This window comes from Brucella tritici, assembly GCF_902825325.1.
In the GTDB taxonomy this organism is placed as follows: domain Bacteria; phylum Pseudomonadota; class Alphaproteobacteria; order Rhizobiales; family Rhizobiaceae; genus Brucella.
The window spans coordinates 81,862-106,136 of sequence record NZ_CADEAR010000004.1 but is presented as its reverse complement, the minus strand read 5'-3'; the positions used below and the strand labels follow the sequence as shown (position 1 = coordinate 106,136).

Genomic DNA, 24,275 nt, shown 5'->3' with positions numbered 1-24,275 from the left:
TTAGAAAGGGCGAATCGCAGCTTCAGCGCCGCGACTCACCTCCCAAAACGCAAAAAAGCAATCCGTGGATGACCACGGACTGCTCCTTATAATAGTATCGAGATGAGGCGGATTACGCACCGGCCATGCGCTGGCGCCGCTCACGCAAAAGCATCGGACCGTATTCGAGAACATAAAGCCCGAAAGCGCCCATCCAGAGCAAAGCCGATGCGGCGAGGATGGTATGGAAGAAATTCGGCATGACTTCCGCCAGCGGGCGGATCAGCGCGGCGGCGACCAGGCACAGATAGGCAATCTGCGTGACGGGCGAGGCCGTCAGCTCGCGTCCGGTATGGCCTCGCGTCGCCCGCGTCATGACCGCCAGCATCATGCAGCCGATTGCGCCGACAGTCACGACATGCAAGGCGGAATAGGGGTTGAGGCGATCAATGGCGGAAAGACCGATGGCGATGAAACCGAGCGGGATGAAGGCATAGGCGACATGAAGAACCAGCAGCAGCTTTTCCCTCGCCACAGACCATCCCCGCCAGCGGTAAAGCCGCACGATGTGAAACAGGGCTGCGATCCACGCCAGCACCGCCGTTATCGTCTGATCAGGAGCGGCGATCCAGCCGATGCAGGCAGCCACCCCGACAAGAATGCTGAAACCATCATAGCGGTTGAACGGCACCGGAAAGCGTATCCGCCCCATCTTGTTGAGCCAGTTGCGGGTGAAGCTTGGCACAATGCGCCCACCGATCACCATGACCAGCAGGACATAGGCACTGACACCAATGCGGTTGGCCAATGCCACGTCGCCATCGGTCAGGATCAGATAATGAAAGACGAGATTGGCAACCATCACCGTTGCCACGCCGACCAAAACCTTCAGGTTTTTCCACTGGCGCCCGGCAATGATTTCCCGCGCGCAGATGAAAAGCAGCAAGGGCAGAAACAGGCCTTCGACCGCAACGGCGAACCGTATATCGACAAGATCAGGCTCCAGAAACACGAGCCTGCCCGCAATCCACACCCCGAAGAGAACCGCAAGCGGCATCCCCGACACCGGCAGACCGCCGGTCCAGTTCGGAATGGCTGTCAGCAGGAACCCTGCCAAAACGGCGGAGGAGAAGCCAAACACCATTTCATGGGCATGCCAGTTCAGCCCGCCATAGGAACCGCCGAGCGGCATTCCAAGCGTCAGCGACAATATCCAGAAAAGCATGGCCAGAACGGCCCATATGGCTCCGCCCAGAAAAAATGGGCGGAAGCCATAGCTGAGGAGGACGGGACCAGTCATTTTCAGTCCACGCGGCATACCTTTTTGATCGGATGGCATCGCAGCAGGTACTGCCTGCAGGCTTGGCTGTCTGGTCATGATGTCCTCGTCATGTAGCCGGTTCAAGTTCGGCTCATCGAGAGTTTTCGGTCAATCTTATTTGGCGCTGGCGATGACCTTATCCAGCCGCTCCTGAACGATCTTCGGCTTCTTGGCAGAAACGATCTGGTCGAGATTGGCCGGGTTGTCACCGACAGCGATGAGCGCGATCATGCCCATGGCATAATGCGGTGTGCACTTTACCATATATGCGCCGGGATGGGTAACCGTCAGCACATAGTTCTCATTGATCTTGCTTTTGAATTTTTCGGCACCTTCGGGGATCATGTCCTTGATGGACTCGACATTGTGCCCTTTGTCGATCGGTATGAAAGTGATCGTGTCACCGGGATTGGCCTTGATATAGGCGGGTTCGAAAACCATGGCGCCTTCGGCACCCTTGTTGAGCATGTGAACTTCGATATTTTCGGCAAGGGCTGGGGCCGCCAGCACCGAAAGAATGCCTGCTGCAGCAAATTTGATCGCGAGGTTACGCATTTTCGTCCTGATCTCCATCGATTGGCGCACCTGCCGTCTCGGCTTTGACACGCCACGTCACGGGATGTAGACCTGTCGTCTGCCAACCTCTTTGATCTGGATCAAACAGGTGAAGTTATTCCTGATAATGACGCTCAAATTACAATAGAAGCCAAAAGGAGCGCCTCAGCGCTCCCTTCGACTATGGTTTCAGTTCTTGGCCGCAACGACCACGACTTCGATCAATCGCTTCGGGTCGCCCAGATCGGCGATGCCAATCGTGGCGCGGGCGGGAAGGTCGTCCCCATCCAGCCATTCGAGCCAGGCTTCGTTCATCTCTTCCTTCTTCGACATGTCGCTGATGTAGATGCGTGCCGAGACGAGCTGTGTCTTGTCCGAGCCGCATTCGGCAAGCACGTCGTCCAGTTTGGCGCAGACTTGCTGCGTCTGTTCCTTCATGCCGAGCGAAATATCGGACGCCGCATGTCCACCGACGAAAATGAGACCGTTATGCTCCACTGCCGCATGCATGATGCGATGCTTCCGGTAACGCGTTACCATAATTATACCTCTCTTACAGAATTGAATTTCAAATGAGATGACCCGTCACGCAGGCGCGTAACGAGAAAGATCGACGGCGAGCGGCGCGTCGGTCAGAAGGTCGGCCAGCAGTCTGCCTGCGAAAGGTCCGATGGTGAGCCCGGCTGCGCCGAGCCCGTTTCCGACGGTCAGACCCGAGACGCCCGGCACACGGCCCAGGATGGGCTTCATGCTCCGGGATGCCGGACGGAAGCCAATGCGTGTTTCGATGTGGGTCGCGTTTGCAAGGCCAGGAGCCACTGCCAGCCCCGCATTCAGTACTTCAGCCTCCCCACCTGCCGTTACGCGATAATCAAAGCCTGAATTATCTTCGCGAGTAGCGCCGATCACCACGCGGGAATCGTCGAATGCCAACAAATAATGGCTGCCCATGGGCAGGAGCACCGGCCAGTTCGAAGTCTGGACACCCGGCAGACGAAGATGAATGATCTGCCCCTTCTGCGGTTCAACCGGATGATCGAGACCCAGCGGATCAAGTATCTGCGAAGCCCAGGCACCGGCGATCACGACGATTTCGTCTGCCTCAACCACAGTACCGTCGCCTGCAGAGCAAACCGGCTTGCCGTCCTTCAAAACGAGTGAAACCCGATCCTGTCGCACTTTCGCACCAAGAGAGGCCGCAGCGCGCAACATGGCTGCTGCAAGCAGCCGTGCATCGACGCGAGCTGCACCCGGAATGAAGATCGCTTCCATATCGTCGCGCAGTGGCGGAAATTTCTCGCGCGCCGCTGCTGCGCTCAGATGCTCGACCGTGCCTGCCTCCGGAACATTGGCGACCCGACGCGCTACTCGCTCGGCGGCAGCTTCGAATTCCTGCCTGTCTTCGGCGACGACCAGACCGCCGACCTTGCCATAACCGAGATCGGTTTCGCCGAATGATTTGAGCCCTTCCACCAGCGCCGCATAATAGGCCGCGCCTGCGGCATACATATCGTAAAAGGGACCATCCTCAAGTTTGGTTGCCCACGGACATACGATACCGGCACCGGCGAGCGTGGCCTTGCCTTCATGCTGGGCGTCGACGATTTCGACGTCGATGCCCTTGCGGGCGAGATGGTAGGCCGTGCTTGCACCAAGTATGCCCGCACCGATAATCAGGACTTTCATATCTGCTCCCGTATCTGCTCTCATGCGAATGCGCAGTTTGAGGCGGCCCCCAGCGAAACGTGTCGGGAACTGCCTGACTATTCAACTATTCCACGGTGACACCGGAGAACCGGCTCGTCCCGAAAATTGCGGGCTCGAAACCCTTCACATTTTTGGCAACCGTCGTCAGCGTGTCGGCACCGCCGAGAATGACCGCAGGCGCTTCCTCGTAGAAACGTCTTTGCGCCTTCTCATAGAGCTCGATGCGCTTCTCCTTGTCTGTAACGCGGCCGGCCTCATTCATCAGGCTGATAAATTCCTTGTCGCACCACGCGCCCACATTGGACGGACTTGGCTTGCCCTCGGAATCGCAGATGAAATAATTGTTGGGAATCTGGCTCGGGTCGGGGAAATCATAAATACCGCCAAACATCGCGACCGGCGCTTCGCCAGCCCGCGCGCGCTGGATATATTCACCCCATTCAAAAGAGACGATTTCCGCCTTCACACCGATCTTGGCCCAGTCGGCTTGGATCATTTCCGCAGCACGGCGACCATTCGGCATATAGGGCCGATAGACCGGAACGGCCCAGACCTGCGTTGAAAAACCGTCTGGATAACCGGCTTCCGCCAGAAGCGCCTTGGCCTTTTCAGGATTATATTCGTGTGGTGGCAGATCCTTGGCATGTCCCCAGAGGACCGGCGGGATCAGCGCTCCCGTGGATACACCCATGCCGCTATAAACCGCTTCAACCAGCGCGGGGACATTGATTGCTTCAGCAAGAGCAGTTCGCACGCGCTTGTCCTGAAACTTCTCGTCACGGAAGTTGAAATCGATAAAGCCGGTCGAGGCCACCGGTGTCTGCTCGAGTTCAAGCGTTTCGCTCTTCTCGATCGTCGCGCGATCCGCAAGATTGGGGTAAAGCGCAATCTGGCACTCGCCTGCAAGTGCACGTTGCAGGCGCACCGACGCATCCGTGCTGATCGCCATAATGAGTGCGTCGACCATCGGTGTGCGGCTTTTGTCACCGATAGCCGCCCCCCAGGTTTCCTTGAACGGCGCAAGCCGCACGATGGCATCCTGCTGATAGGCCTGCAAGGCGAAAGGGCCTGTCCCGATGGGGTCCATATCGAAAGTCTGCGGCGTTCCAGCCTTCAGGAGAACATCGGCATATTCCGCCGAGGTGATAGCGAGCGACTGGTGCGCCACAACGCCGACAAAAGGTGCCAAAGGCTCCTTCAAGGTGAAGGCGACAGTGTAGTCGTCGATCTTCCTTACCGATTGCAGAGTGTTGGCAAGCTTGGTGTTGAATGTGACGTAGTTGCCGCCATTGATTTTGGCGTAGGGGTTCTCCGGACTCATCATCCGGTCGAAAGTGAAAACCACATCATCCGCGTTGAAATCCCGACTTGGCGTGAACTGCGCATTGGACTGCCATTTGACACCCTTGCGCAGCTTGAACGTGTAGGTACGACCGTCATCCGAAATCGTCCAGCTTTCGGCAAGCGAGGGTTCCAGATCGGAACTGTTCGCCTTCACCGAGACGAGATTGTCGTAAATATTGCCAAGAACGTTCGATGTGGTGCCGTTGCTGCTTAGCTGCGGATTGAAGATTTCCGGCGATCCCTCGACGCAAACCGACAATATTCCCGCATGAGCGGGAGCTGACAGCGACAGGGCCAGCATCGCCGACCCCAATGTGGAAGCAAAGGCCGATGGACGGGCCAGTCTCATGCGCATTCCCCTTTTTATGAAACGAACCGCCTGGCGGCCCGTCGTGCTTTCTTGCAGGGAGAAAAGCGAGACAGGGTATAATTGTCAAATATCAAATTATCCTATCATTATAACCAAACCTCATATTGTCGATTCCAGACGAAAGCGCCTGCATGAACATCCGCCAACTCGAAGCATTTCACAACACGATAGAAACCGGGTCGGTTACGCTTGCTGCCGAACGGATGCGGATTTCGCAACCAGCTGTCAGCAAGCTCCTGCGCAGTTTTTCCGATACCTGCGGTTTCCAGCTTTTCATTCGCTCCGGCGGGCGCCTGACACCAACGCTCGAAGCACGCATGCTCGCTGTCGAGGTCGCCAAGATGTTTTCCGGTACGGCGCGGGTGGCGCGGCTGGCCGATGCTGTGCGAAATCAGGAGTGGGGCGAGATAACGCTCGTCGCGCCGCCGGCGCTCACCACGCGGTTTCTGGCGCAATCGCTCGCGCCGCTCCTCGCCGACCAGCCGGATATCCATTTCACCATGCGCAGCCTGCCCTCCCCACGCATCATCGATCTCGTTGCCGCACAACAGGTTGATATCGGCCTCAGCGTGCTGCCATTTGAACACCCGAATGTCGAGACTGAACGCCTCATGCGGTTTGAAATGGTCTGCGTGCTGCCAGCCGGTCATCCGCTTGCCGACAAGGCCGTCATCGATCTGGAAGACCTCGGCAGCGACCCCTTTGTGTCGCTGGCCCGAGACGATTGTTCGTTGATGACCATCGACCGCGCCTTCCAGATCAAGGGCGTGCAGAAGAGAAACCGCATAGAAGTTCCACTTTCCGAGACGGCCTGTTGCTTCGTGGCCAATGGCGTGGGTGTTTCCATCGTCCCTTCCTTTGTTGGCCTCGATTTTGGTCCCGATATGCTGATCAGGCGACGCATCGTGCCAGAAACGACCATCGATCTCTGGCTGCTTACATCCAAAAATCATCCACGCTCGCTCGCGGCCAACAAACTGATTGATTTTCTTCGCCAGGCTGTCGCACCATTTGATGCACGGCGGTAAGGAGACCGCCCCTTCCACGCCAGCCCTTTTGCCGCAGTCTCCGCCCCGCCTGTGCGGCATGACAACCCTGCATGCATCTTGTATGCATTTAACGAACGATATTCGCCTACACTCGGCCCACCCCTAAGAACTGCGTCCAAAGAATTGCGCCCAAGAATTGGATAGGAATGACAGAATGAGCGACACCATTTCGATTTCGACAGAAGAACTCGCCAAGCTTGTGCGAGAAATCCTGCACAGAACGGGTTTCAGCGCCGATCATGCCGCAGCCATTGCCAAGACGATTGTGGCGGGTGAACGCGACGGCTGCAAATCGCATGGTGTCTACCGTATCGAAGGCTGCCTGCGCACGCTGAAGAGCGGCAAGGTTGTCGCCGATGCCGTCCCGGTCGTCACGACCGACGACAGCGCCGTCGTCCGCGTTGATGCCAAGGGCGGCTTTGCCAATCTAGCATTCGAGCGCGGCACGCCTGCCCTCGTCGAGAAGGCACGCAAGCTCGGTATCGCAGCGCTGGCGATCAACGACTGCACCCATTTCGCAGCCTTGTGGCCTGAAGTCGAAGCACTTGCCGAACAGGGCCTTGCGGCAATGGCCATGTGCCCGAGCTATGCCACCGTGGCGCCAGCAGGCGGAACGAAGCCGCTTCTCGGCACCAACCCATTCGCCTTCGGCTGGCCTCGCTCCGGCGATTACCCTTATGTGTTCGACTTTGCCACCAGCGTTGCCGCGCGTGGCGAACTGGAACTTTACCGTCGTGCCGGAAAGCAGCTACCCGAAGGATGGGCCGTCGATGCGGACGGTAATCCGACGACCGATCCTGAAGCCGCCCTTGCAGGAGCAATGCTGCCGTTTGGCGGGCACAAGGGATCGGCCATCTCCACGATGATCGAGCTTTTGGCCGGTGTGATGATCGGTGATTTCACCAGCCCCGAGGCGCTGGACTTCCTTGGCACGACGACGCTTGCGCCGCGCCACGGCGAACTCATCATCGCCTTCGACCCTGCCCGCATGGCAGGTGGCCGCGGCAACCCGCAGGAGCGTGGCGAAATCCTGATCGAAGCGATTGCCGGACAGGGCGCACGCCTGCCGTCACAGCGCCGCTTTGCCGCCCGTCGCGATTCACTGGCCAAGGGCATTGCGCTCACCGCAGCCGAGATCGCGTTGTTGGAAAAACTGAAGGAAAAGGGTCTCGACGCAGTGTCATGATCCCAAACAAAAAGGCGCCGGAATTCGGCGCCTTTTTGTTTTATCTGTGAAGGGTCAGGACCTAGATTTCAGGCGGCGTATTTCGCCGCTGCGCCGCCCTGCTTGTTCCAGTCGGCATACCAGGTCTGGAAGAGCTTCAACTGGGTTTCGCAATAGCCGCGCTGGCTATCGGACAGCTTGTCCGTCTCGTTGAAATGCAGTTCATATTCCGGATTGCCGGTCAGAACCATCATATGCTTGTAGAAGAGAACGAGGTCCGGGCCTTCATCGAAGGATGACAGTACGTCCAGTGCGGCTTCCAGTTCCAGCGCCAGCTTGCGCGCCGCGACATCGCCTGTGGCGGCCGCCTTCGACAATGCCACGAGATGCTGGACTTCCTTCGGCAGCACATTGCCGATGCCGGTGATGGCACCGGTTGCACCGCAATTGACGAAACCGTGGAAAACGCCGGTATCGACACCGACCATCAGGGTTACATTGTCATCGGCGCTCGTGATGTTTTCGGCTGCGTAACGCATGGCTTCCGCACCGCCGAATTCCTTGAAGCCAATGAGGTTCGGATGTTCCGCACGCAGTGCGAAGAAAAGGTCGGCGCGGGTCGCAAAGCCGTAATACGGGCTGTTGTAGATAACGGCTGGCAGATCAGGAGCTGCCGCAAGGATCGCCTTGAAATGGGCCTTCTGCGCCGAGATCGACGACCCACGCGAGAGAACGCGCGGAATGACCATCAGGCCCTTCGCGCCAACTTTCTGCGCATGGGCCGCGTGGGCGGCGGCGATCTTCGTGTTGACAGCGCCGGTGCCGACGACGACGGGCACGCCTGCCTTGGCAAGCGCTTCGACGCCAGCCATGCGTTCCTCGTCCGAGAGAAGCGGCCAGTCACCCATGGAACCGCAATAGACAACCGCAGACATGCCCTTCGCGATCAGTTCCTTGCCTTTGCGGACCAGCGCATCGAAATCCGGCGTGCGGTCGGGCTTGCAGGGGGTCATGAGGGCCGGAATGCAACCGGAGAAAATGTTAGAGGTCATAGCGTCGTTCCTTGGACGTTTTTCCTTGAGCGTTCTTCACGCGGGCTGGATCTACAATCGGTCTGCCGAACCTTGTATTGAAATCAAATATACACTTTGTATTTTTCTTGTCGACCAAAATTTTTGTTTGAGGTAGGATTGCTTGACTGGATGCGCATTTCCAGCAAAAGTGCGAAGCGGTTTTGCGTTGGATAATGCGTAAAAACAAATGGATAGAGCATTTCCCACGCTTCAGAGGATAGGAAGCGCTCTATGCTGAAACTGGTGTTTGGAGCGCAGTTTGCCGCGCCGTACCTATTTTCGGGTCGCCAAAACATCACGACTGAGGACAGACAAGATCATGGACAAAGACGACGCAAACCAGACAGCCGACCGGAAGAAGGGTTCAGGTGTCAAACTGGTTTACGACGTGCTGCGCGACGAGATTATCGATCTTTCGCTTGCGCCGGGTAGCCCCATTGATGAAAACCAGTTGGCCGAACGCTTTTCCATGTCGCGCACGCCTATACGTGAGGCTTTGGTGCGGCTGGCAAGCGACGGCTTCGTAACCACGCTGCCCAATCGCTCGACCGTTGTGTCCAATATCGACTTTCTGAGCCTCCCCGCATTTTTCGACGCGGTAACGCTGATGTACCGCGTAACGACGCGGCTTGCCGCCCGCAACCGGACCGACAGGGACCTTGAAAACATCCGCGCGCATCAGGAAGCTTTTGCCCGCGCCGTCCGCTCACAAAACGCGCTGGAAATGATCGCGACCAACCGCGATTTTCATGCGGCTATTGCGGAAGCGGGGCGCAATCCCTTCTACACCACCTTCTTTTCGCGGCTTCTCGATGAAGGGCGCAGGCTGTTGCGCCTCTATTACCAGTCTTTCGCCGACCGCCTGCCCGAGCGTTACGTCACTGAGCATGAAGACATGATCCGCGCCATTGAAGAACGGGACGTGGATACCGCCGACCTGCTTGGCAAGGCGCATGGAGACCAGATCGTCTATCAGATCCGCAAGCTGATTGCGGAAGACCGTCGCGATCAGCTCGATTTATAGAGCAGCAATTCCGGCGGAAAGACCGCCGTCAAACGGCTTCCGGCAATTGCCGTAATTCCGTCAGCCGGTCGAACCACCCAAGCGTTGCCTTGCTATCCGCCGCCAGAAGGATACCGCAGTCACCGGCAAAGTCGTTCCATCCGTCGACATAGGTTTCCCGCACCACCGTCAGCACCGGAATCTGGCGCGCATATGCCGTTTCGATGATGGCGCGGAAACCGTGCCCTTCCGTCTCGCCCTTGCCGAAACGGTTGAGGATCAGAACATCGGCGCCGTCATCCAGTTCCGCCAGAAGCGAGCCTGCTACATCGGCAAGGGCCGCCGGGTCGAGGCGGCATCCCTTCGAACCCGAGCCGAGCGACTGCGAGATGATCTGCGTCACGCCGGTGCCTATATGCTTGATCTCGATATCGCGACAGCATTCATCCGTGTTCTTTTCGCGGTGCTGAAGAAAGCCCACAACGTGCAGTCCAGCCTGTCTGGCCCGATGTGCCACGCCTGCCAGAAGCTGGTCAACCGGCTCGTCCTTCGCGGCCCGGATGGCCGCAAGCGTCGGTACACCGCTCATCCATCCGCTCCCTCATTCGAAAGCAGATCGATACCAGTGATATCGGCATCTGCTGCGAGGATCGCGATATATTGCGACACGGCCTTCGACCAGGTGGAGGCTTCCAGCCACCCGGCAATCCTGTCGGCAACATAGTCGAACGGGAGCTCTTCGCCTTCGATGCGGCGATCAAGGCGCACAATGTGAAAGCCAAAGCGGCTTTCAATAGGCGCTGGCGTTATTTCGCCGGGCGTGAGGCGCTCCAGCGCCCGTTCGAATTCAGGCACTGTGCTGCCGCGTGTGAGCTGGCCGAGATTGCCGCCTTGCGCGCCCGAAGGGCAGGACGAGTATTCATGGGCGACCGAAGCGAAGGTGGCAGGCTCGGTAATCACCGAGGTAGCCAGATAGGATGCCGTCGTGCGGGCCTTCTCACGCTCGCGCTGGTCGGTCGGATCGGCGGCGATCAGGATGTGACTTGCCTCCAGAATGGGCGCACTGGTGAAGCGATGGCGGTTTTTTTCGTAGAAGCGCAAGGCTTCCTCGCGCGTGGCGGAAGGCACCTCGACCTCCCGTTCAATCACCATGCGCACGAGGGCATCTTCATCAGTCTCGCTGCGCCCCTCCGCATCTTTCTCGCTTTCTGGCACGATGCCGGTTTCCCTTGCGCGCTGCAGAAGAAGTTCACGCACGGCAAGCGCCCGGGCGGCAGCAAGCAGTGCCGCGCCGGGATTTTCCGACGGATGGTTTTGTGCCTCCGTCAGAATGTCGGTTTCGTTGATCGCCACGCCATTGACGGACACTGCATCGAAAACCGGGCGTGGTTTTGGCGGCACCCGCGTATCCGGCTCCTGATAGGTCGTGTAACCGGTGTTATGATCATGGGCGTGGGCGTGGGCGCCCTGATGCTGTTCAGACGGCTGTTTCCGGTCAAAAAGTGTCACCATGAGCCTTACTCCGCAGGAATACGCATATGCGAGGGCTGAGCCGTATGGTTGCGCTCACGCACGACCTGATAGCCCGGACGCCAGATGTAGCGGACCGGCGCACTCAGCATATGCACAAGCCGCGTGAACGGGAACAGCAGGAAGATGGTCAGCCCCAGGAAGATATGCATCTTGAAGATGAACGACGCATTGGCGATGTAGCTGGATGCCGCCGGATTGAAGGTGAAGATACCTTGTGCCCAGTTCATGAATGTCACCATTTCGCCGCCGTCGATATGCTGCAACGAGATCGGGATGGTGCCGAGCCCCAGCAGAAGCTGCAACCACAACAGAATGATAATCAGCGTGTCGGATGGCCGCGAGGACGCACGAACGCGCGGATCGAATACACGGCGATGCACAAGCATGCTGGCGCCAACGATTGCCATCATACCGGCGATGCCACCCGCCACAACGGCGAGAATCTGCTTTGCCTCATGACTGACGCCGAGCATGTCGAAAACCCAGATCGGCGTCAGCAGGCCGACCAGATGGCCAGCGAAGATAAACAGCACGCCGAGATGGAACAGAACCGACCCCCACATGAGCTGCTTGCGCCGCAAAAGCTGGCTTGAGCCGGAACGCCAGGTATAGGGCTCGCGGTCATAGCGGAAGATCGAGCCGAGCACGAGCACGCTCAGTGCGATGTAGGGATAGATGCCGAAAAGAAACGTATGGAGGTAAGCCATCTTCCGTCTCCTATATATGTGATGGGTTGGACGGGTTGCCGGGCTTGCGCTGTGCTGCACGCATCTGCATGCGCAACCGGTCCGGGCCGCAGGAATTTTCGCCTGCATTGCCGCCAAACGTTACCGCTTCTTCTTCCCATATGCGGTCGAGCGCGGCCAGATCGTTCGGATCATCTTCTTCTTGCCGCAGCAACTCCCCGACGAGATTCTTGTCCGGCTTGGCATTGGCTACATGAAGCAGCGCCGCAAAGGCGTTGGCATAAGGCGACTGGCGCTTGCGCAGACGCTCACCGATGGCCGCTGTAATATGGCCGGTCTGAGTGAGAAGATCGTGGATTTCCTCTGGCGAGCGTGTCGACAGGAATTCGAGGAACAACGGCAGATAGTCCGGCAGTTCCTTGGCATCGACGACAAAGCCATTCTCGTCATACATCTTCATGAGATCGACCATAGCCTGGCCGCGGTCGCGGCTTTCACCATGCACATGCTCGAAAAGATGCAGCGACAGCGAGCGCGTGCGGTCAAAAAGGTGCACGTAACGTTCCTGCGCCTCGTAGAGATCGCAGTCGCAGACATAATCGACAAGGCTGTCGAGCAGCCTGCGGATGCCGGGGGAAAGCTTTTCCCCGGCCAGTGCTTTTTTCAGTTCCTCGCCGCCGAGTTGCAACTCTGCGGTCGGATAGGAAAGCAGCAGCGAAATGATTTTCAGGGTCTTGTTCATTACACCTGCTCCCGGAAAATATCCGTTGGTGTCTGGACGACCTTCTGGCGCTTGGAGCCGAACAGGTCTTCGGTCGACGTTCCACCCGAACAGCCATTGCCGAAAGTGAAGCCGCAGGAGCCGCGCACGTCATAGGCATCCTCGGTGATTTCACGATGCGTGGTCGGGATGACGAAGCGGTCCTCGTAATTGGCAATCGCCATGATGTGGTACATTTCCTCGATCATCGCACCGCTCATGCCGACGCGATCGGCAATCGCCTCATCGATAACGCCATCAACAGTCTTGGCGCGCATATAGGCACGCATGGCGAGCATGCGTTCCAGCGCCGAGATGACCGGCTCTTCCTTGCCTGCTGTCAGAAGATTGGCAAGGTAGCGGACCGGAATGCGCATGGAACGGACATCCGGCAGCGGACCATCCATGCCGAGCTTGCCAGATGCAGCAGCAGACTGGAGCGGCGAGAGCGGCGGTACGTACCAGACCATCGGTAGAGTGCGATATTCAGGATGAAGCGGGAAGGCGATCTTCCAGTCCATCGCCATCTTGTAGACCGGCGAATGTTTCGCCGCTTCCAGCCATGCTTCCGGCACGCCGTCCTTGCGCGCCTGCTCGATCACGGCAGGATCGTTCGGATCGAGGAAGATATTGAGCTGTTCTTCGTAGAGATCCTGCTCATTAGCCGTGGACGCAGCCTCCGAAATGCGGTCGGCATCATAGAGCATCACGCCCAGATAACGGATGCGGCCCACGCAGGTTTCCGAACATACGGTCGGCTGACCGGCTTCAATGCGCGGATAGCAGAAGATGCACTTCTCGGACTTGCCTGAACTCCAGTTGTAATAAATCTTCTTGTAGGGGCAACCGGAGACGCACATGCGCCAGCCGCGGCACTTTTCCTGATCGATCAGGACGATGCCGTCATCCTCGCGCTTGTAGATCGCACCCGACGGGCAGGCCGCAACGCAGGTCGGGTTGAGGCAGTGCTCGCACAGGCGCGGCAGATACATCATGAAGGTGTTTTCGAACTGGCCGTAGATTTCCTTCTCCACGCCTTCGAAATTGTAGTCCTTCGAGCGCTTGGCGAACTCGCCGCCGAGAATTTCTTCCCAGTTCGGCCCCCATTCGATCTTTTCCATCCGCTCGCCGGAAATCAGCGAGCGCGGGCGGGCGGTCGGCATGGTCTTGCTTTCGCCTGCCGTCTGGAGATGGCCGTAATCGAAGTCGAACGGCTCGTAATAGTCGTCGATTTCAGGCAGGTCCGGATTGGCGAAAATCTTGGCGAGGATGCGCCACTTGGAGCCCATCTTCGGCTCGATCTTGCCGTTTTTCTTGCGGACCCAGCCGCCGTTCCACTTCTTCTGGTTTTCCCATTCCTTCGGGAAACCGATGCCGGGCTTGGTCTCGACATTGTTGAACCAGGCATATTCCACGCCTTCACGGTTGGTCCAGACGTTCTTGCACGTCACGGAGCAGGTGTGGCAGCCGATGCACTTGTCGAGATTGAGCACCATTCCAATTTGCGCACGGATTTTCATTCTGCTGCCTCCTTCGCTGCGGAGCTCTGGTTGCCTTCTTCAAGCGGACCTTCCATCCAGTCCACTTTCTCAAGCTTGCGCACGACCACGAACTCGTCGCGGTTGGCACCAACGGTTCCGTAATAGTTGAAACCATAGGACTGGTGGGCATAGCCGCCGATCATATGCGTCGGCTTGGTGATGATGCGGGTGACGGAGTTGTGAATGCCGCCGCGCTGGCCGGTGAGCGGCGAGCCGGGCGTGTTTACGATCTTCTCCTGCGCATGATACATGAAGACGGTTCCGTCCTTCATGCGCTGGGAGACGACCGCACGGGCCACAATGGCGCCATTGGCGTTGTAGACTTCCACCCAGTCATTATCGACGAGGCCTGCCCTTGCGGCATCAGGCTCCGAAATCCAGACAACCGGCCCGCCGCGATTGAGCGTCAGCATCAGGAGATTGTCCGTATAGGTGGAGTGGATGCCCCATTTCTGGTGCGGCGTGATGAAGTTCAGCACCAGATGCGGCTTGCCGTCCGCCTTTTCACGGATTGCCGGGTTGACCGTCTTGGTATCGATCGGCGGGCGATAGACGCAGAAGCCTTCGCCAAATGCACGCATCCACAGGTGATCCTGATAGAGCTGCTGACGACCGGTCAGCGTGCGCCACGGGATCAGCTCATGGACGTTAGTATAGCCTGCATTGTAGCAGACGGTTTCGGATTCGATGCCCGACCAGGTTGGCGAGGAGATGATTTTGCGCGGCTGCGCAACAATATCGCGATAGCGGATCTTCTCGTCTTCCTTGGGGATAGCGAGATGCGAATGGTCGCGTCCTGTGAACTTCGACAGCGCTTCCCATGCCTTGACCGCCACTTCGCCGTTGGTTTCCGGCGCGAGCGACAGAATGACCTCGGTTGCGTCGACGTCGGTATAGATGCGCGGACGTCCCTCGCTTGCCCCTGGCTCATGAACCTTGCCGTTCAGATTAGCGAGCAGCTCGACCTCGTGTTGGGTATTCCATGAAATGCCCTTGCCGCCATTGCCCAGCTTGTCGAGAAGCGGTCCGACGGAGGTATAGCGCTTGTAGAGGTTCGGATAATCGCGCTCCACAACCACGACCGATGGCATCGTCTTGCCGGGAATCGGCTCGACTTCACCCTTCTTCCAGTCAAGAACATCCTTCGGCTGCGCCAGTTCGCCCGCCGTGTCATGCAGGGTCGGCACAAGAACGATGTCCTTCTCGACGCCCAGCACTTCCGGTGCCACTTCCGAGAACTTCCGGGCGATACCCTTGAAGATTTCCCAGTCGCTGCGCGCTTCCCATGCCGGGTCGGCTGCGCTCGACAGCGGATGGATGAAGGGATGCATGTCGGAAGTATTGAGGTCGTTCTTCTCGTACCAGGTGGCAGTCGGCAGAACGATATCGGAATAGACGCAAGTTGTGGACATACGGAAATCGAGCGTGACCAGAAGGTCGAGCTTTCCTTCTGGAGCATTCTCATGCCACACGGCCTCGCGGCTTTCCTGTGCGCCTTCCTGACCCAGATCCTTGCCGAGCAGGCCGTTCGAGGTACCGAGCAGATGCTTCAGGAAATACTCATGCCCCTTGCCCGACGAACCGAGCAGGTTCGAACGCCAGACGAACATGTTGCGCGGCCAGTTGGCCTCATGGTCCGGGTCTTCGCAGGACATCGTGACGGTGCCGTTCTTCAGCGCATTCGCGATAAAGTCCTTTGGCTCCTTGCCCAATGCGGCGGCCTCTTTGGCGAGTTCCAGCGGGTTCGTCTGGAGCTGCGGAGCGGAAGGCAGCCAGCCCATGCGTTCGGCGCGGATGTTATAGTCCATCATCGTGCCGTCCCATGCACCCTCGGGGGCCGTAGGCGAGAGGATGTCCTGCACCTTTACCGTCTCGTAGCGCCACTGGTCGGTATGCGCATAGAAGAACGAGGTGGAGTTCATGTGGCGCGGCGGACGGTTCCAGTCGAGCGCGAAGGCAAGCGCTGTCCAGCCGGTCTGCGGACGCAGCTTTTCCTGCCCCACATAATGGCTCCAGCCGCCGCCGGACTGACCGACGCAACCGCACATCACCAGCATGTTGATGATGCCGCGATAATTCATGTCCATATGGTACCAGTGGTTGAGACCGGCACCGAGGATAACCATCGAACGACCGTTGGTCTTTTCGGCATTGGTTGCGAATTCGCGGGCGACCGCGATGATCTGGTCGCGCGGGACGCCCGTGATTTTTTCAGCCCAGGCCGGAGTGTATGGCAGGCCCTCGTCATAGGACTTGGCGGAGTTCTCGTCGCCAAGCCCGCGATCAAGCCCGTAATTGGCGGCAAACAGGTCGAACACTGTCGCTACCATGACGTCGCCGCCCTTGATCTTCAGCTTGCGGGCCGGAACCTTGCGCACCAGCACACTGTCATGGTCCGTGCCTTCAAAGTAATCGTGCTCGCGATTACCGAAATATGGAAAGGCCACATCGGCAACGGCATCATGGCTGTCCTTGTCGATGAAGCTCTTGGCAAGTTCCACATCCTTGCCCTTGCCGTCCTTTTCTTCAAGGTTCCACTGGCCGTCGTCACCCCAGCGGAAACCGATGGAACCCTGCGGCGCGACATAGGCGCCCGACTTTGTGTCGAAGGCGACCGTCTTCCAGTCGGGATTGTTGCCTTCGCCGAGATCGCCCTTGAAGTCGGACGCGCGCAGGAACCGATCCGGCACATAGCGGCCGTCCTTCTTCGAGAGCATGACCAGCATCGGGAAATCGGAATATTTACGGCAGTAATTCTCGAAATAGGGTACCTGCCGGTCAATGTGATATTCGCGCAGGATGACATGGCCGAGCGCCATGGCCAGCGCGGCATCGGTGCCCTGCTTGGGATGCAGCCACAGATCGGAAAACTTTGCGGCTTCCGAATAATCCGGCGAGACCACGACCGACTTGGTGCCCTTGTAACGCACTTCCGTATAGAAATGCGCATCCGGCGTGCGGGTCTGCGGTACGTTGGAACCCCAGAGCATCAGAAAACCGGCATTATACCAGTCAGCCGATTCCGGCACGTCGGTCTGCTCGCCCCAGGTTTGCGGCGAAGCGGGCGGCAGGTCGCAATACCAGTCATAGAACGACATGCAGACGCCGCCGAGCAGCGACAGGTAACGAGAACCGGCCGCATAGGAAACCATCGACATGGCCGGGATCGGCGAGAAGCCGATGACGCGATCCGGTCCGTAAGTTTTGGCCGTATAGGCATTGGCCGCAGCGATAATCTCGTTGACTTCGTCCCAGGTTGCGCGAACGAAGCCGCCGAGACCGCGTACCTTCATATAGTCGGCGCGCTTGGCAGGGTCCTGCTGAATTGCGGCCCAGGCTGCGACTGGCGTTTTCACCGCACGTTCCTTGCGCCACAGCTTCAGGAGGCGGGAGCGGATCAGCGGATATTTCACGCGGTTGGCCGAATAGACATACCAGCTATAGCTTGCCCCGCGCGAACAGCCGCGCGGTTCATGGTTCGGCAGGTCGGCGCGCGTGCGCGGATAATCCGTCTGCTGGGTTTCCCAGGTGATGATGCCGCCCTTGACATAAACTTTCCACGAGCAAGAGCCGGTGCAATTCACGCCATGGGTGGAGCGGACAATCTTGTCGTGCTGCCAGCGCTTGCGATAGGCCTCTTCCCAGTCACGGTTTTCATTGGTCGTGACGCCATAGCCTTCCGAGAAGGTGCCGACATTCTTGCGCGCGAGAAAATTCAGGCGGTCGAGGAGTAGACTCATGATTTTATCCTCACTTTATTTCTTCAGGCAGCAGCAGCGGCTGTCTTGTTGCGGCGCTCGACGTCATAAAGCAGACCGCCTTTTCGGGTGTAGACGCCCCAGGTGATAATGAGACAGGTCACGTAGAAGATCAGGAAGGCCCAGAGTGCTGCTTCCGGTCCGCCGGTCATGCTGATCGAGGTGCCGTAGCCCTTCGGGATGAAGAAGGCGCCGAAGGCAGCAATGGCCGAGGTGAAGCCGGTGATGGCCGCAGATTCCTTGTCCGCTTCATGACGGCGTTCTTCCGGGCTGGCATTAGGCATCAGCCGCACCATTTCCTTCGACATGATCGCCGGGATCATCTGGAAGGTGGAGGCATTGCCGATACCGGTTGCGAAGAACAGCAGCACGAAGGAAGCAAAGAAGCCCCAGAAAGCATTCGGCTGATCCTTGATACCGACGAAATACAGCACGCCTGCCACGCCGATCATCATCAGGACGAAGGCCCAGATGGTCACGCGCCCGCCGCCGTATTTATCGGCAAGCCAGCCCGAACCCGACCGCGACAGCGCGCCGACCAAAGGTCCAAGGAAGGCGAACTGAAGCGCATTGACCTCGGGGAACAGGATGTTGGTGAGCAGCGGGAAGCCAGCCGAATAGCCGATGAACGAACCGAACGTGCCGGTGTAAAGCCAGCACATAATCCAGTTGTGCTTGCGGCGGAAAATCACGGCCTGATCGGCAAACGATGCTTTGGCCGAGGCGATATCGTTCATGCCGAACCAGTTGGCGAAAGCAGTGATGACGATGAACGGCACGAAGATGAAGCCGGCGTTCTGGAGCCAGAGCGGGGCTTCGCCTGATGCGGTCGCGACCATTGCCGGATCACCGCCAAGCTTGCCGAAGATACCGGCAGTGATGACGAGCGGAACGACGAACTGCACGACGCTGACGCCGAGATTGCCGAGGCCAGCATTGAGCGCCGCCGCATTGCCCTTCTCATGCTTCGGGAAGAAGAACGAGATGTTGGACATGGAGGAGGCAAAGTTGCCGCCACCGAAGCCACAGCAGAGCGCCAACAGCAGGAAGATGAAGTAAGGCGTATTCGGATTCTGCACGGCATAGCCGATACCGATGGCCGGAATGACCAGCGACCAGGTGGTCAGTGTGGTCCAAAGGCGGCCGCCGAAGATCGGCACCATGAAGGAATAGAAGATGCGGAAGGTCGCGCCCGAGATGCCGGGGAGCGCCGCCAGCCAGAATAGCTGGTCGGTCGTGAACTGGTAACCCACCAGCGGCAGCTTTGCCACCACCACGGACCAGACCTGCCAGATGGCGAAGGATAGGAGAAGTGCCGGGATCGAAAGCCACAGGTTGCGCTTGGCGATCTTCCTTCCCTTCTGTTCCCAGAAGGTCGGATCGTCCGGACGCCAGTCGGTGAGAACAGAATCGCCCTTTGCAGGTTTGACTTCGGCCTTCTTGAGCCCCTGCAGTTCGGCAAAGGGCGGAAGCTCTTCCGTCGTCTTGCCTTCGGCTGCACGCTCCATCTGGCGGATCGAGACATGCATCCACGCAAAGGAAACCGCGACGATGACGAAGAGCAGCATGAAGCAGCTTGTCCAGAGGCCGGTCTGGTCCAGAAGCACGCCGAACAGGATCGGCAGGATGAAGCCGCCAAGACCGCCGATCATGCCCACCAGACCGCCGACGGAGCCGACATTGCCCGGATAATAGACCGGAATATGCTTGAAGACGGCGGCCTTGCCCAAGGCCATGAAGAAGCCGAGAATGAAGACGGTGATGGTGAAGCCGATCACACCCATTTCGGCATGGAAAGCAAGCGGACCGTTATCGCTCTGGATGACGTAATCCGTTGGTGGATAGGACAATACGAATGTCGCGACCAGCGAAACGGCGAAGGTCCAGTACATGACCCGGCGCGCGCCATAGACATCCGAAAGATGCCCGCCATAGGCGCGGAAAAGGCTGGCCGGGACAGAGAAGAACGCCGCGATGATGCCCGCCAGACGGATATCGACGCCATAGACATGGATCAGATACTGCGGCAGCCACAACGCGAGAGCCACGAAAGCGCCGAAGACGAAGAAATAGTAAAGCGAGAAACGCCAGACCTGCACGTTCTTGAGCGGTTCCAGCTCCATCAACGTGCTGGCTGGCTTTTCACCTGTGCGCCGACGCTCGACCAGAACCGGATCGTCGCTCGTGGTGAAGTAGAAGATCAGTGCCATGACGACCATCGCGGCCGCCCAGATTTCGGCAACCGCATGCCAGCCGAATGCGACCATGACCATTGGCGCAAAAAACTTCGTCACCGCCGAGCCAACATTGCCCGCGCCGAAAATGCCGAGCGCCACGCCCTGCTTTTCAGGCGGATACCAGCGCGAGACATAGGCAACACCGACCGAGAACGACCCGCCCGCCACGCCGACGCCGAGTGCTGCAATCAGCATCTGCGGGTAGGTGGTGGCATAGGTCAGAAGCCAGGTGGCAACCGCCGAGACCAGCATGGTCAGCGTGAAGATGGCGCGGCCACCATAGCGATCCGCCCAGATGCCCAGGATGACACGGATCAGCGACCCGGTCAGAATAGGCGTACCGACGAGCAGGCCGAACTGCGTTTCGCTCAGGCCAAGCTCGGATCGAATTTCAATGCCGATGATTGCGAAGATGGTCCAGACCGCAAAACAGACTGTGAATGCGGTCGTACTCATCGCCAGCGCGGTAGTCTGCGCCCTGGGATTTTCCCCTGCGACATGTTGCATAGGCGTACTCCGAATTGAATACCATGGAAGGTTTCGCTTGCACTTATGCGTCGACTTTCAGATGAATACATTGATTAAGATCAATATCGCCGGACTATTCAAGTTGAATTTAGGATATTCGTGAGTTAACGCCAAAAATAGATTTAGTTTGTCTGAAGTATTGATTAATACGCATTGCCTAATTGATATTAATCAAGCATAATAGGCCAACAAAAACTTGATCCTAAGAGGGAGGTTTAATGCGGAAGGAAGATATCGACGCGCTGAGAAATCTGCCGCTTTTCATGGATATGGCAGATGCCACATTCGAGCGGATCATGCGTCCGAGCTTCGTGCAGTCATTTCCACCGCGCACGACCTTGATCAAGGAGGACGAGCCTGCGGACTTTCTGTTCGCGATCCTCGATGGCCTCGTGCTGATGTCGGCGAAATCGGATGACGGCGAAACCGCGCTGGAGATATTGCGCAACGACGATATTTTCATTCTCGCCGCGGTTCTCAATGACGACGTGTGCCTGCAGACTGCGCAGACACTGACGCCCACCCGCGTGTTGATGGTGCCCTCCAGCCTTGTCCGGGATTTGATGAGCGAGGATCTAGGCTTCATGCGCGCCGTCGTTTTTGAAACCGCACGCTCCTATCGCCGTCTGGTCAAGGAACTGAAGGCACAGAAGCTTCGAAGCAGTGTGCAGCGCCTCGCCAACTGGATCGTCAAGGAATCGCTGTTGAACAACGGCGCGGAGGTCGTGATGATCCCTTATGAAAAACGGACGCTTGCCGCTTATCTCGGCATGACGCCGGAAAACCTGTCGCGCAATTTTGCGACGCTTGGCTCGCATGGCGTCAGCGTGCAGGCCTCCGCGATCAAGATCACGAACAAGAACAGGCTGCTGCAATTTGCTGCCCCTTCCCATCTGATCGACAGGGAAGAACCGACACGCACCGCCGACAGGGTATGAGACCGGCTTTCATCGTCCTGTCAAACAGAACAGCTATCCGGTGACTTTCCTGATCGAACGGATATCCGTCATGAAAGCACCTTTTGTTGCACTGTTTCTTGCCCTCGCCACCAGCGCCTCAGCACAGGAAATGCAGAAGCCGGAACTTATCGGCGCTATCACGCTGCCGACCGGCTTAAAAATTGGCGGCATTGAATTCGGTGGAATTTCCGGCCTCGATTACGATCCGCGAGAGGATGTCTATTACGCCATTTCCGACGACCGCTCGGAAAACGCACCTGCGCGCTTCTACAAGCTCAAGCTCGCCATCGACGGTTCCGGCGTGCAAAGCCTTGATATTCTGGAAACTGTCACGCTTCTGGACAAGGCCGGCAAACCATTTGGACTGAAGGATGTGGACCCTGAAAGCATCCGTTTCAACGGGGAGACAGGCACGCTCTACTGGTCGAGCGAAGGCGATAGGAATGGCAGGCCTTTTATCGGCGAAGCAAAGACCAACGGCAGCTTCATTCGCGAATTTGCTTTGCCGGAAGCCTACATCCCCGACGAGAGCAAGACACGCGGCATCCGCAACAATCTGTCTTTTGAAAGCCTGACCATCACACCGGACGGAAAGACGCTTCTGGCGGGAACGGAAAACGCCCTGATACAGGATGGAGACAAGGCGACGCTCGACCACGGCAGCCGTTCACGCATCATCGCCTTTGACCTTGCCTCGAGCAATGTGACGGCAGAATTTGCCTATGACACCGACCCGATCTTCACCAAGGCGACGCTGCCGCCCTTCTGGAACGATAACGGCCTGTCGGAATTCATTGCCGACGGAAACGATCTCCTCACTGTCGAGCGCTCCTTCGCCATGGGCGTGGGCAATCGCATTTCGCTTTACCGCGCATCCTTCGACTGCACCAGCAATGTGAAGAATGTGCCCTCACTGGCCAATCAGTCGGTGGCACCGCTCGGCAAGAAACTTCTCCTCCAGCTCAACGAAGGCGATTTCGGCCTCGACATCGACAATATCGAGGCCGTCACCTTCGGGCCGATGGTTGACGGCAAGAAAACGCTGATCCTCGCTTCCGACAACAACTTCAACCACAGTCAGGTTTCGCAGTTCATCACTTTGAAACTCCCCTGACAGGACATCGTCTCACGTCCAGAAGTAACGCACGATGTGAAAGAAGACAGGCGCCGAAAAAACGAGGCTGTCGGCACGGTCAAGCATCCCGCCATGTCCTTCAATCATGTGTCCCCAGTCCTTCACGCCGCGATCACGCTTGATGGCGGAAGCGACCAGCCCGCCGAAAAAGCCCATGATGCAGGAAGTTGCAGCAAGTGCACCCGCCTGAACCGGCGAAAACGGCGTCAGCCATGCAAGACCTGCCCCCAGAAGTGAGGCTGCAGCCACTCCGCCCACAAACCCTTCCCATGTCTTGGATGGCGATATACTGGGCGCGATCCGATATTTTCCGAACAGCTTTCCGAAAATATATTGCAGCACATCGCTGCCCTGCACCGTGGCCACCAGAAACGCGATCAGCAGCAGCTTCTTGCCATCGAAACCGGGAATATCCAGCGTCATCAGCGCGGGCACATGGCTGATGCAATAGACCGAGAGCATGATGCCCCACTGCTGTTCGCTGATGCGCTCCAGAAAGCGCGACGTGTCACCGGAAAGTGCTGTCAGAACCGGCATGGCGAGGAAGCAATAAACCGGGATGAAGATGGAATAGAGCCCGTACCAGTCGATCCAGATCAGATAATATTGCACCGGGATAACCAGCAGGAACATGCCGAGCAGCACGTGATGGTCGGCGCGGCGTGTTTGCGTCAGCGTTGCATATTCACGCAACGCAGCAAACGAGATCAGCGCAAACAGCACGATCACGCCGCCCTTGCCGAACAGGAAGGCGATGCACATGGCGCCAACCATGATCCACCATGCCTTGATGCGGGCATTGAGATTGACCAGCGTGGATGACAGCGGCTTCGGGGCGCGCCAAGAAAGAACACCGGCAACGGCGCTTGCCGTTATCAGAACGCCCATGAGGCCAAGGAATAATCGGGTTGTTTCACTCATGAGTGATTACCATTCTGAGGCTGAATATCGAGAAGGCTCTGGCGAGCGCGGGCGAGAAATTCCTTGCGGTCCTCGCCGTCGCGAAGCTGCACCGGCGCACCAAAAATCACGCGACACAGCAGCGGCACCGGCAGCATTGCGCCCTTGGGCAACACACGCGACATGTTTTCGATCCAGCAGGGCACCAGCTCGACATCAGGACGCGACAGCGCCAGATTATAGATGCCGGAACGAAAGCGCAGCAGCGCTTCATCGGTCATGTTGCGTGTGCCTTCGGGAAAGATGATGAGCGAATGGCCATCGGCCAGCGCTTTCAGCATCACTTCCATCGGGTCTTGCGTGCGTTCCACCCAGTTGCGCTCGACAAGCACGGTGCGCAACAGAACTTCCGCCATGAACTGGCGCACGCGGTTGCCCCGCCAATAATCGGCACCAGCGACAGCACGGGTGCGCGCGCGTTCTTCCTGATCGAGACAGGAGGAAAGCAGGATAAAATCGCCGTGGCTTGTATGGTTGGCAAAATAGATACGCTGATTGCGCGACGGACCAGTGCCGCTCCAGATTGGTCGCACGCCGGTTATCCCGCGCGACAGGATTGCCAGAAACGAACCGAAAATCGATTGCACCTGATGGCGAACCAGTTCCCGCATG

The 24,275-nt window shown here is 58.0% G+C and carries 20 protein-coding genes; 5 read left to right on the top strand and 15 right to left on the bottom strand.

What is annotated here, in order from left to right; all coding sequences use genetic code 11:
- Positions 1-112: 112 nt before the first annotated feature.
- The 5 genes from HWX93_RS07145 to HWX93_RS07125 all read right to left on the bottom strand — a co-directional run bounded on the left by HWX93_RS07145 (position 113) and on the right by HWX93_RS07125 (position 5,255).
- Positions 113-1,357: an NnrS family protein gene (locus HWX93_RS07145; protein ID WP_109986720.1), complete on the bottom strand. Its 1,245-nt coding sequence runs from the start codon at positions 1,355-1,357 to the stop codon at positions 113-115.
- A 57-nt stretch (positions 1,358-1,414) separates the two neighbouring features.
- Positions 1,415-1,855, bottom strand: a complete 441-nt coding sequence (locus HWX93_RS07140; RefSeq protein WP_109986719.1) for a pseudoazurin — start codon at positions 1,853-1,855, stop codon at positions 1,415-1,417.
- 189 nt (positions 1,856-2,044) lie between these two features.
- Positions 2,045-2,395, bottom strand: a complete 351-nt coding sequence (locus HWX93_RS07135; RefSeq protein WP_109986718.1) for a RidA family protein — start codon at positions 2,393-2,395, stop codon at positions 2,045-2,047.
- A gap of 45 nt (positions 2,396-2,440) precedes the next feature.
- Positions 2,441-3,541 (bottom strand): NAD(P)/FAD-dependent oxidoreductase, encoded by a 1,101-nt coding sequence (locus HWX93_RS07130; protein ID WP_176036973.1) that lies wholly within the window; start codon positions 3,539-3,541, stop codon positions 2,441-2,443.
- An 85-nt stretch (positions 3,542-3,626) separates the two neighbouring features.
- On the bottom strand, positions 3,627-5,255 hold the full coding sequence (locus HWX93_RS07125; protein ID WP_176036972.1) for an ABC transporter substrate-binding protein: 1,629 nt from the start codon (positions 5,253-5,255) through the stop codon (positions 3,627-3,629).
- A 152-nt stretch (positions 5,256-5,407) separates the two neighbouring features.
- On the opposite strand from HWX93_RS07125, the gene HWX93_RS07120 reads away from it, so the two are divergent.
- The gene (locus HWX93_RS07120) at positions 5,408-6,304 is read left to right on the top strand and encodes a LysR substrate-binding domain-containing protein (RefSeq protein ID WP_176036971.1); all 897 of its coding nucleotides are present in this window, start codon (positions 5,408-5,410) and stop codon (positions 6,302-6,304) included.
- Positions 6,305-6,479: 175 nt separating this feature from the next.
- Positions 6,480-7,511 (top strand): Ldh family oxidoreductase, encoded by a 1,032-nt coding sequence (locus HWX93_RS07115; RefSeq protein ID WP_109986714.1) that lies wholly within the window; start codon positions 6,480-6,482, stop codon positions 7,509-7,511.
- Between the two features lie 68 nt (positions 7,512-7,579).
- Here the strand turns inward: HWX93_RS07115 and HWX93_RS07110 are convergent, their stop codons facing one another.
- Positions 7,580-8,542: a dihydrodipicolinate synthase family protein gene (locus HWX93_RS07110; RefSeq protein WP_109986713.1), complete on the bottom strand. Its 963-nt coding sequence runs from the start codon at positions 8,540-8,542 to the stop codon at positions 7,580-7,582.
- A gap of 340 nt (positions 8,543-8,882) precedes the next feature.
- Between HWX93_RS07110 and HWX93_RS07105 the strand changes: the two genes are divergently transcribed.
- On the top strand, positions 8,883-9,587 hold the full coding sequence (locus HWX93_RS07105; protein WP_109986711.1) for a GntR family transcriptional regulator: 705 nt from the start codon (positions 8,883-8,885) through the stop codon (positions 9,585-9,587).
- A 28-nt stretch (positions 9,588-9,615) separates the two neighbouring features.
- Here HWX93_RS07105 and HWX93_RS07100 read toward each other — a convergent pair whose 3' ends face one another.
- From HWX93_RS07100 to HWX93_RS07070, 7 genes are read right to left on the bottom strand one after another with little or no spacing between them, the layout of a single operon-like run.
- Positions 9,616-10,155, bottom strand: a complete 540-nt coding sequence (locus HWX93_RS07100; RefSeq protein ID WP_109986710.1) for a DUF2478 domain-containing protein — start codon at positions 10,153-10,155, stop codon at positions 9,616-9,618.
- Positions 10,152-11,078, bottom strand: a complete 927-nt coding sequence (locus HWX93_RS07095; RefSeq protein ID WP_176036970.1) for a peptidylprolyl isomerase — start codon at positions 11,076-11,078, stop codon at positions 10,152-10,154. The genes HWX93_RS07100 and HWX93_RS07095 overlap by 4 nt, the downstream gene beginning before the upstream one ends.
- 5 nt (positions 11,079-11,083) lie before the next feature.
- Positions 11,084-11,806: a respiratory nitrate reductase subunit gamma gene (gene narI / locus HWX93_RS07090; protein ID WP_109986708.1), complete on the bottom strand. Its 723-nt coding sequence runs from the start codon at positions 11,804-11,806 to the stop codon at positions 11,084-11,086.
- A gap of 10 nt (positions 11,807-11,816) precedes the next feature.
- Positions 11,817-12,527, bottom strand: a complete 711-nt coding sequence (gene narJ, locus HWX93_RS07085) for a nitrate reductase molybdenum cofactor assembly chaperone (protein ID WP_109986707.1) — start codon at positions 12,525-12,527, stop codon at positions 11,817-11,819.
- Positions 12,527-14,065 (bottom strand): nitrate reductase subunit beta, encoded by a 1,539-nt coding sequence (gene narH, locus HWX93_RS07080; RefSeq protein ID WP_109986706.1) that lies wholly within the window; start codon positions 14,063-14,065, stop codon positions 12,527-12,529. Before narH ends, narJ begins: the two co-directional genes overlap by 1 nt.
- Positions 14,062-17,826 carry a nitrate reductase subunit alpha gene (locus HWX93_RS07075; RefSeq protein WP_109986705.1) on the bottom strand — a complete coding sequence of 1,255 codons (3,765 nt, stop codon included), beginning with the start codon at positions 17,824-17,826 and terminating at the stop codon, positions 14,062-14,064. Before HWX93_RS07075 ends, narH begins: the two co-directional genes overlap by 4 nt.
- 23 nt (positions 17,827-17,849) lie before the next feature.
- Positions 17,850-20,588, bottom strand: a complete 2,739-nt coding sequence (locus HWX93_RS07070) for a nitrate/nitrite transporter (protein WP_109986704.1) — start codon at positions 20,586-20,588, stop codon at positions 17,850-17,852.
- Between the two features lie 239 nt (positions 20,589-20,827).
- Here HWX93_RS07070 and HWX93_RS07065 point away from each other — a divergent pair, with 239 nt between their 5' ends.
- On the top strand, positions 20,828-21,547 hold the full coding sequence (locus HWX93_RS07065) for a cyclic nucleotide-binding domain-containing protein (RefSeq protein WP_109986703.1): 720 nt from the start codon (positions 20,828-20,830) through the stop codon (positions 21,545-21,547).
- 70 nt (positions 21,548-21,617) lie between these two features.
- Positions 21,618-22,682: an esterase-like activity of phytase family protein gene (locus HWX93_RS07060; protein ID WP_109986702.1), complete on the top strand. Its 1,065-nt coding sequence runs from the start codon at positions 21,618-21,620 to the stop codon at positions 22,680-22,682.
- 12 nt (positions 22,683-22,694) lie between these two features.
- Here HWX93_RS07060 and HWX93_RS07055 read toward each other — a convergent pair whose 3' ends face one another.
- Together HWX93_RS07055 and HWX93_RS07050 are read right to left on the bottom strand one after the other, a co-directional pair.
- The gene (locus HWX93_RS07055; protein ID WP_109986701.1) at positions 22,695-23,624 is read right to left on the bottom strand and encodes a phosphatidate cytidylyltransferase; all 930 of its coding nucleotides are present in this window, start codon (positions 23,622-23,624) and stop codon (positions 22,695-22,697) included.
- On the bottom strand, positions 23,621-24,274 hold the full coding sequence (locus HWX93_RS07050) for a lysophospholipid acyltransferase family protein (RefSeq protein ID WP_109986700.1): 654 nt from the start codon (positions 24,272-24,274) through the stop codon (positions 23,621-23,623). Before HWX93_RS07050 ends, HWX93_RS07055 begins: the two co-directional genes overlap by 4 nt.
- Position 24,275 lies beyond the last annotated feature (1 nt).